General features: G+C 57.6%; 6 protein-coding genes. 5 read left to right on the plus strand and 1 reads right to left on the minus strand.

Annotation, left to right across the window (positions count from 1 at the left end; all coding sequences use genetic code 11):
* The first annotated feature begins 349 nt into the window (after positions 1 to 349).
* From nrdH to nrdE, 3 genes are all read left to right on the plus strand, one after another.
* Entirely contained in the window at positions 350 to 580 is a 231-nt protein-coding gene (nrdH, locus tag HMPREF2678_RS02310; protein ID WP_034969565.1) for a glutaredoxin-like protein NrdH, read from the plus strand.
* A 74-nt stretch (positions 581 to 654) separates the two neighbouring features.
* Positions 655 to 1,098: a class Ib ribonucleoside-diphosphate reductase assembly flavoprotein NrdI gene (gene nrdI, locus HMPREF2678_RS02315; protein ID WP_070550673.1), complete on the plus strand. Its 444-nt coding sequence runs from the start codon at positions 655 to 657 to the stop codon at positions 1,096 to 1,098.
* A 124-nt stretch (positions 1,099 to 1,222) separates the two neighbouring features.
* The gene (gene nrdE / locus HMPREF2678_RS02320) at positions 1,223 to 3,385 is read left to right on the plus strand and encodes a class 1b ribonucleoside-diphosphate reductase subunit alpha (RefSeq protein WP_083303393.1); all 2,163 of its coding nucleotides are present in this window, start codon (positions 1,223 to 1,225) and stop codon (positions 3,383 to 3,385) included.
* A 59-nt stretch (positions 3,386 to 3,444) separates the two neighbouring features.
* Here nrdE and HMPREF2678_RS02325 read toward each other — a convergent pair whose 3' ends face one another.
* Complete coding sequence (locus HMPREF2678_RS02325; RefSeq protein ID WP_034969555.1) at positions 3,445 to 3,933, minus strand: ferritin; 489 nt, start codon at positions 3,931 to 3,933, stop codon at positions 3,445 to 3,447.
* A 374-nt stretch (positions 3,934 to 4,307) separates the two neighbouring features.
* On the opposite strand from HMPREF2678_RS02325, the gene nrdF reads away from it, so the two are divergent.
* A complete protein-coding gene (gene nrdF / locus HMPREF2678_RS02330; RefSeq protein WP_070550675.1) occupies positions 4,308 to 5,303 on the plus strand; it encodes a class 1b ribonucleoside-diphosphate reductase subunit beta in 996 nt (331 codons plus the stop codon).
* Positions 5,304 to 5,555: 252 nt separating this feature from the next.
* The gene (gene ctaD, locus HMPREF2678_RS02335; RefSeq protein ID WP_034969547.1) at positions 5,556 to 7,253 is read left to right on the plus strand and encodes an aa3-type cytochrome oxidase subunit I; all 1,698 of its coding nucleotides are present in this window, start codon (positions 5,556 to 5,558) and stop codon (positions 7,251 to 7,253) included.
* Positions 7,254 to 8,145 lie beyond the last annotated feature (892 nt).

Genomic DNA, 8,145 nt, shown 5'->3' on the forward strand with positions numbered 1-8,145 from the left:
AGTCAGACACACTTTTTGCTACTTAACCCTGAAATTACATGCATGTTTTTCATGTGGCTAGATGTAGTGGTGGGAAATTCCGCCACCTGCGAATACTCAGCTTGTAACTACTATATATGGTGCTCACGCTTTCCTTGACCCCCAAAATGTTGTGTTTTAGCGGTTGTCTTACACGCGTGTGATGTGTAGTCTTAAGCAAGTCAATGAGGACAAGGTGAAACCGGGAATCCCGGATGCACCACTAGCGCCTCGCACGACAACCACCAACTAGATCAACACCGATAGTGCCCACAAAAACTATTGCCACCGGGGCCACAGTTTCAACACTTTCAGGAGAATGACAGCCGCCATGATCACCGTCTACACCAAGCCCGCCTGTGTTCAGTGCAACGCCACCAAGAAGGCCCTCGACAAGGCCGGTCTTGAGTACGAACTCGTAGACATCAGCCTCGACGATGATGCCCGCGACTACGTTATGGCGCTGGGTCACCTGCAGGCTCCCGTGGTTGTTGCCGGTGAGGATCACTGGTCTGGCTTCCGCCCGGATCGCATTCGCACCCTGGCTGTAGAGGCCGCTTAAACCCCAGTGTTACCCGACCTGCACCGTCGCAGGTCGGGAAATTAATGCGCTGTCCAGTTCCCTAATGAGGCTCAATGCTGATCACGTATTTTTCTTCCACGACGGAGAACACCCACCGTTTCGTGCGCAAGCTCGGGTTGCCTTCCTGCCGCATCCCTCTCAAGCGTCGTGACGCCCCGCTGCTCATCGACCAACCGCATGTCTTGGTCGTGCCGACATATGGTGGGGGAGCGGGGATGACGGGGGACTTCTCGCGACCGGTTCCAAAGCAAGTGATCAAGTTTTTGAACGTGGAGCAGAACCGAAAGTGGCTGCGCGGAGTGATCGCCTCGGGAAACCTGAACTTCGGCTCGGACTTTGCGAAGGCAGGCGAGATCATTTCGGCCAAATGTCACGTCCCGTACCTCTATCGCTTTGAGCTGATGGGCACCGAAGAGGATGTACGCAGGGTGAGGCAAGGACTGGCGGAGTTTGAGAACTCTCTGCGTCAGGAAGGCCGGTGGGACCTTGCGAGCTGACGGATAAACACACCACAAGTAACAAAAGTCACCCCGCGGTTGTCCGGGGGTGCTTATTAGAATCGAAACGAACACATTAGCGCGAGCATAATTCGGCGCGAGATTTTGAGGAGAACACATACACATGACCGCCAACGAGCTTGGAAAAAAGGTCCAGGAGCCCGTTGACCAGCGCGAACAGCTGGATTACCACGCGCTCAACGCGATGCTGAACCTGTACAACGAAGCAGGGGAGATTCAGTTCGACAAGGACCGCGAGGCTGCCAACCAGTACTTCCTGCAGCACGTCAACCAGAACACGGTCTACTTCCACGATCTGGAAGAGAAGATCAAGTACCTGATCGACAACGAGTACTACGATCCCGCGGTGCTGGACCAGTACGAGTTCAGCTTCGTGAAGTCCCTGTTCAAGCAGGCCTACGCGAAGAAGTTCCGCTTCCAGTCGTTCCTGGGAGCCTACAAATATTACACCTCGTACACCCTGAAGACCTTCGACGGACGCCGTTACCTGGAGCGATTCGAGGATCGCGTGTGTATGGTTGCGCTGGGCCTGGCTGCGGGGGATACCGAGTTGGCGTCCAACCTGGTCGACGAGATCATGGATGGCCGTTTCCAGCCTGCAACGCCGACCTTCCTCAACATCGGCAAGAAGCAGCGCGGCGAGCCGGTATCGTGCTTCCTTCTGCGTATCGAGGACAACATGGAGTCCATCGGCCGTTCCATCAACTCCGCGCTGCAGCTGTCCAAGCGGGGCGGCGGTGTGGCTCTGCTGCTGTCGAACGTGCGTGAGGCTGGGGCGCCGATCAAGCACATCGAAAACCAGTCCTCCGGTGTGATTCCCGTGATGAAGCTGCTGGAAGATGCCTTCAGCTACGCTAACCAGCTGGGTGCCCGCCAGGGCGCCGGCGCTGTCTACCTGCACGCTCACCACCCCGACATCCTGCGCTTTCTGGATACCAAGCGCGAAAATGCGGATGAGAAGATCCGTATTAAGACCCTGTCGCTGGGTGTGGTGATCCCGGACATCACGTTCGAGTTGGCCAAGCGCAACGATGACATGTACCTGTTCAGCCCGTACGACGTGGAGCGCGTCTACGGCAAGCCGTTCGCCGATGTCTCAATCAGCGAGCACTACGAGGAAATGGTTGAGGATCCGCGGATCCACAAGTCCAAGATCAACGCGCGTGCCTTCTTCCAGACTTTGGCGGAGATCCAGTTCGAGTCGGGCTACCCGTACATCATGTTCGAGGACACGGTGAACAAGGCCAACCCGATCGAGGGGCGCATCACCCACTCCAACCTGTGCTCCGAGATTCTGCAGGTCTCCACCCCGTCTGAGTTCAACGCCGACCTGTCCTACAAGACCATCGGCGACGATATTTCCTGCAACCTGGGCTCCATGAACATTGCGAAGGCGGTGGACTCGGAGGACTTCTCCAAGACCATCGAGACCGCTATCCGTGGCCTGACCGCCGTGGCGGATCAGACGTCCATCGACTCGGTGCCTTCGGTTCGCCAGGGCAACGACAACTCCCACGCCATTGGCCTGGGGCAGATGAACCTGCACGGATTCCTGGGCCGCGAGCACATCCACTACGGCTCCGAGGAAGCACTGGACTTCACGAATGCTTACTTCGCGGTTGTGATGTACGAGGCACTCAAGGCCTCCAACAAGATCGCCCAGGAGCGCGGAGAGAAGTTCCACAACTTCGACAACTCCGAGTACGCCACCGGCGAATTCTTCGACCGCTACGATCCGGCCGAGTTTGCACCGAAGACAGAGCGCGTGCGCCAAATCTTCGGCAATTCCAGCATCCAGGTGCCGACGGCACAGGACTGGCAGCAGCTGAAGGACGACGTGCAGGCCCACGGTCTGTACAACCGGAACCTGCAGGCCATCCCGCCGACGGGCTCGATCTCGTACATCAACAACTCGACGTCCTCGATTCACCCCATTGCCTCCAAGATCGAAATCCGCAAGGAAGGCAAGATCGGGCGCGTGTACTACCCGGCTCCGTATATGACGAACGAGAACCTGGAGTACTACGAGGACGCCTACGAGATCGGCTATGAGAAGATCATCGATACCTACGCAGTCGCCACGAAGTACGTGGACCAGGGCTTGTCGCTGACCTTGTTCTTCAAGGACACTGCGACCACGCGCGACATTAACCGCGCGCAGATTTACGCTTGGCGCAAGGGGATCAAGACGATCTACTACATCCGCCTACGCCAAACAGCCCTGACCGGTACGGAGGTCGAGGGCTGCGTGAGCTGCATGCTCTAAGCGAGAAAAGCCGACAGGGAGGAATCCCAGTCGGCTTTTTGTTGGCTTCGTACTAGCTGTTAGCGGCTGCCCAGCTCCGCGTCGATGCGCAGCAGGCCAGAGCCGTCGGTGCCAACCAGCTTGATGCGGTCGATGATGCCACTGACCGTGGCCTCTTCCTCAATCTGCTCCTCCAGGAAGAAGTTCAGCAGGTTGCGGGAATCCACATCGCCCACCTCGTCGGCAGTCTTCACCAGGTCGCGGATCAAAGCGGAGACCTTGCGCTCGTGCTCCAGGGATGCCTCGAAGGCGTCCAGCGGGGTGGAGATTTTCAGAGACGGCATCTCAATCGTCTCGATATCCACGCGAGCGTCGCGATCCAGCAGGTGCTGTGCAAACTTCTGAGCGTGTACGCGCTCCTCATCCGCCTGAGCCTTCATCCAGCTGCTCATGCCGTCGAAGGAGAGGCGATCCAGCTCATAAGCCAGCTGGGTGTAGACCAGCGCGGCCTGGTGCTCTGCGGTGACCTGTTCGTTCAGTTGCTTTTGAAATTTCTCGTTGATTTCCATGCCCCTCAACGTACTAAGAGCACAACCAATCGGCTAGGTAACCCAGCCTTGCCTTATATTATCAATGCAGTTCAGAGTAGCTTCTTCATCGGTGAGCCTGTCTTTACTTAGGTTGCCCTGTAAACCAATCCTGACATGCTCTTTATGTGATGACGCCCTCATTTCCTAACTGAAACCAGTGCCAGTGCAAGCACGGGGCGTCATAAAGAAAAACCCCCAAAATGGGTGTAGGGGCTGAGGGGGAGAGCAGTCGGGGAGTAGGGCTGCGAGGCCACCTGGTGAACGGGGTACGATGGGGTGAAGTGCACCAGCCGGTGGCTAGGAAGGCCACCGGCACGCAACGAAGCACACAAGTAAGAAGGAGAAACGAAGCGATGAGTGCGCACGCACCCCACACTCCCGTACACCGCGTCGACGGCGATCCGGTATCCGCCATCAACTGGAACAGCATCCCAGATGACAAGGACCTGGAAGTGTGGGATCGCCTCACTGCCAACTTCTGGCTACCCGAAAAGGTGCCACTGTCCAACGACGTGCAGAGCTGGTCGACGCTCAACGACCTCGAGCGCCAGTCCACCATGCGCGTATTCACCGGCCTGACCATGCTGGATACCATCCAGGGCACCGTCGGTGCGGTGAAGCTGATCGAGGACGCAGCTACCCCGCACGAGGAAGCTGTGATGACGAACATCTCCTTCATGGAGAGCGTTCACGCGAAGTCTTATTCCTCTATCTTTATGACGCTGGCCTCCACGCCAGAGATCAACGACGCGTTCCGTTGGTCCGAAGAGAACGAGAAGCTGCAGAATAAGGCCAAGATCATCCTCGACTTCTACGAGGGCGATGACCCGCTGAAGAAGAAGATCGCCTCGGTGCTGCTGGAGAGCTTCCTTTTCTACTCCGGCTTCTACTTGCCGATGTACTGGTCCTCCCACGCGAAGCTGACCAACACGGCGGACATTATTCGCCTGATCATCCGCGACGAGTCCGTCCACGGCTACTACATCGGCTACAAGTACCAGCGCGCCCTGGAAAAGGAGACCCCGGAGCGCCAGGAGGAGCTGAAGGAGCACACCTTCGACCTGCTGCTGGAGCTTTACGACAACGAAGCGCAGTACACCGAAGATCTGTACGACGAGCTCGGCTGGACTGAAGACGTGAAGCGCTTCCTGCGCTACAACGCCAACAAGGCCCTGAACAACCTGGGCTACGAAGGCCTCTTCCCGGCTGACGAGACTCGCGTTTCCCCGGCCATCCTGTCCGCGCTGAACCCAGGTGGCGACGAAAACCACGACTTCTTCTCCGGTTCCGGATCCTCCTATGTGATCGGCAAGGCAGAGAACACCGTCGACGACGACTGGGACTTCTAAGGTTTTTCTGAAGCAGCACCCCCGAAAACGTGGGTTCTGCCACGACCGCCCCGTCCACGGCTATTGAAAAACGCGTTGACGGGATAGTATGTAAGCATTCTGTGTCTGTTTTGGAACGGTCATTGACGAGGCTGATCCAGCGCGAACAGGACAGAGGAAACATTCTTTTGGGTGGCTTGCCCAGAGGATCCGCAGAATTCAGAGAGGTTCGGCGGATAGTTTAGGCAGGTCACGCGTAGTCAGGAGGAACAAATGACCGCAGTAGCGCCAAGGGAAAGCCACGAGGTTTCCCCGGCTCGGCCTGCGCCTTTCGGTGAGGTGCCGCGTGGCAACCTCGCGTGGAAGATGCTGACCACGACCGACCACAAGCTTCTGGGCATCATGTACCTAATCATGTCCTTCACCTTCTTCATGATTGGTGGCTTGATGGCCCTTCTGATCCGTATCGAGCTTTTCGAGCCGGGTCAGCAATTCCTGTCCAACGAGCAGTTCAACCAGCTGTTCACGATGCACGGCACGATCATGCTGCTGCTGTACGGCTCCCCGATGGTGTTCGGTTTCGCGAACTACATCATGCCGCTGCAGATCGGCGCGCCTGACGTGGCCTTCCCCCGTCTGAATGCCTTCGGCTTCTGGATGACCACCGCTGGCGGTGTCGTTATGCTGCTCGGCTTCCTGACCCCGGGCGGTGCCGCCGATTTCGGCTGGACGATGTACATGCCGCTGGCAGACGTTGTTCACTCTCCGGGTGTTGGCTCTGAACTGTGGATCCTGGGTGTTGGCGTTGGTGGTATCGGTACCATCGCTTCCGCTGTGAACATGATTACAACCATCCTGTGCCTCCGCGCACCGGGTATGACCATGTTCCGCATGCCGATCTTCACCTGGAACATCTTCGTTACCTCTCTGCTGGTTCTGCTGATCTTCCCGCTGCTGACCGCTGCTGCTCTGGGCGTGTTCTACGACCGCAAGCTGGGTGGCCACATTTACGACGCCGGCAACGGTGGCGCCATCCTGTGGCAGCACCTGTTCTGGTTCTTCGGCCACCCCGAGGTGTACGTCCTGGCACTGCCGTTCTTCGGTATCGTGTCTGAGGTATTCCCGGTGTTCTCCCGTAAGCCGATGTTCGGCTACGTCGGCCTGGTGTTCGCAACCCTGTCGATTGCTGCACTGTCCATGGCCGTGTGGGCGCACCACATGTTCGTGACTGGCGCCGTTATGCTGCCGTTCTTCTCCTTCATGACCTTCCTGATCGGTGTGCCGACCGGTATGAAGTTCTTCAACTGGCTGGGCACGATGTGGAAGGGTCGCCTGACCTTCGAGACCCCGATGATCTTTGCCATCGGCTTTTTCGCCACCTTCCTCTTTGGTGGTCTGACCGGTGTCATGCTGGCTTCCCCGTCTCTGGACTTCCACGTCTCGGATTCCTACTTCGTGGTTGCGCACTTCCACTACACCCTGTTCGGTACCGTGGCTTACGCTTCCTTCGCAGGCGTGTACTTCTGGTTCCCGAAGATGACGGGTCGCATGCTGGACGAGAAGCTGGGCAAGATCCACTTCTGGTTGGTCACCATCGGCTTCCACACCACGTTCCTGCTGCAGCACTGGCTGGGCAACATGGGTATGCCGCGTCGTTACGCTGACTACCTGCCGACGGACGGCTTCACCCTGTTCAACCAGATCTCCACGATCGGTGCTTTCATCCTGGCGGTCTCCATGATTCCGTTCCTGTGGAACGTCTTTAAGTCCTACCGCTACGGCGAGGTTGTGACGGTTGACGATCCGTGGGGCTACGGCAACTCCCTGGAGTGGGCTACCTCCTGCCCGCCGCCGCGCCACAACTTCACCTCGATGCCTCGCATTCGCTCCGAGCGCCCGGCGTTCGAGCTGCACCACCCGCACATGGTCAAGCGCATGCGCGACGAGGCACACGTCGGCCGCCACTTCTAGGAGCCTGCTCCTAGCGGGGCGCTTCCAGGTGCTACTCTGGACGCCCCCTCACCGCGCCACTGCCTAGCGCAGTCGCGTGGTGCCGGGCGGCTCGGTCGGTGCTTAGAGCTCTGGCCAGCTGGTGCAAATAGCAACTAAGATCCACGCCCTTAACTACGCGGGGTGTGGATTTTTGTATGTCCGGGGTCTGTGGGTCTGGGTTCCTTTCCCATGCAGTTTCCAGAACCCATGCAGTTTCTAGAACCCATGCAGTTTCCAAAACCCGTGTAGTGTCCAGTACCCATGCAGTGTCCAGAACTCATGCAGTGTCCAGATGTCGTTAGAACGGGAATCTGCGAGTGGATTTCGCCGGAAATGTCGTTAGAACGGGAATCTGTTAAACGAACATGATCACGGATAAGTAAGAACGCAGGTCAGGGGGTCTTGGATTTTCATTAGCGGAATTGGGCTGTTCCGGATTCCCGTTCTAGCGACACTGGCGCTATCGGGAGAGTGGAACGAAGGTGGGTGCGTGCCCTTTGGTGTGCCCGATGAGGGGTAAATGTCGTTTTTGTTGCATTTCTTTTAGTGGCAACCATTACTAATAGGCGTTTACGCAGGTCAGGAGCTTAGGTATGGCGAGTATTGTTTTGTAGCAAACATGCTTTGCAGCTTTTGCGACATTTCGGCGCGCAGGGTGCAACTTTTGCGACATTTCGGCGCGCTGGGTGCAGCTTTTGCGACATTTCGGCGCGCCAGGGGATGGACCGGATGGAAGTCGCTGGTCCGGTTATCACTTCCGGTAGGGAAGTGGGACAATATAACGCGTGACTACCTCAGATGATGCCAGCAACCCCAACTCTTCCGCCGACCGGCCAGGCGTAGCGCAGCCGCAGGCACAGCCCGCTGCAAC

This window comes from Corynebacterium sp. HMSC058E07, assembly GCF_001809885.1.
GTDB lineage: Bacteria > Actinomycetota > Actinomycetes > Mycobacteriales > Mycobacteriaceae > Corynebacterium > Corynebacterium macclintockiae.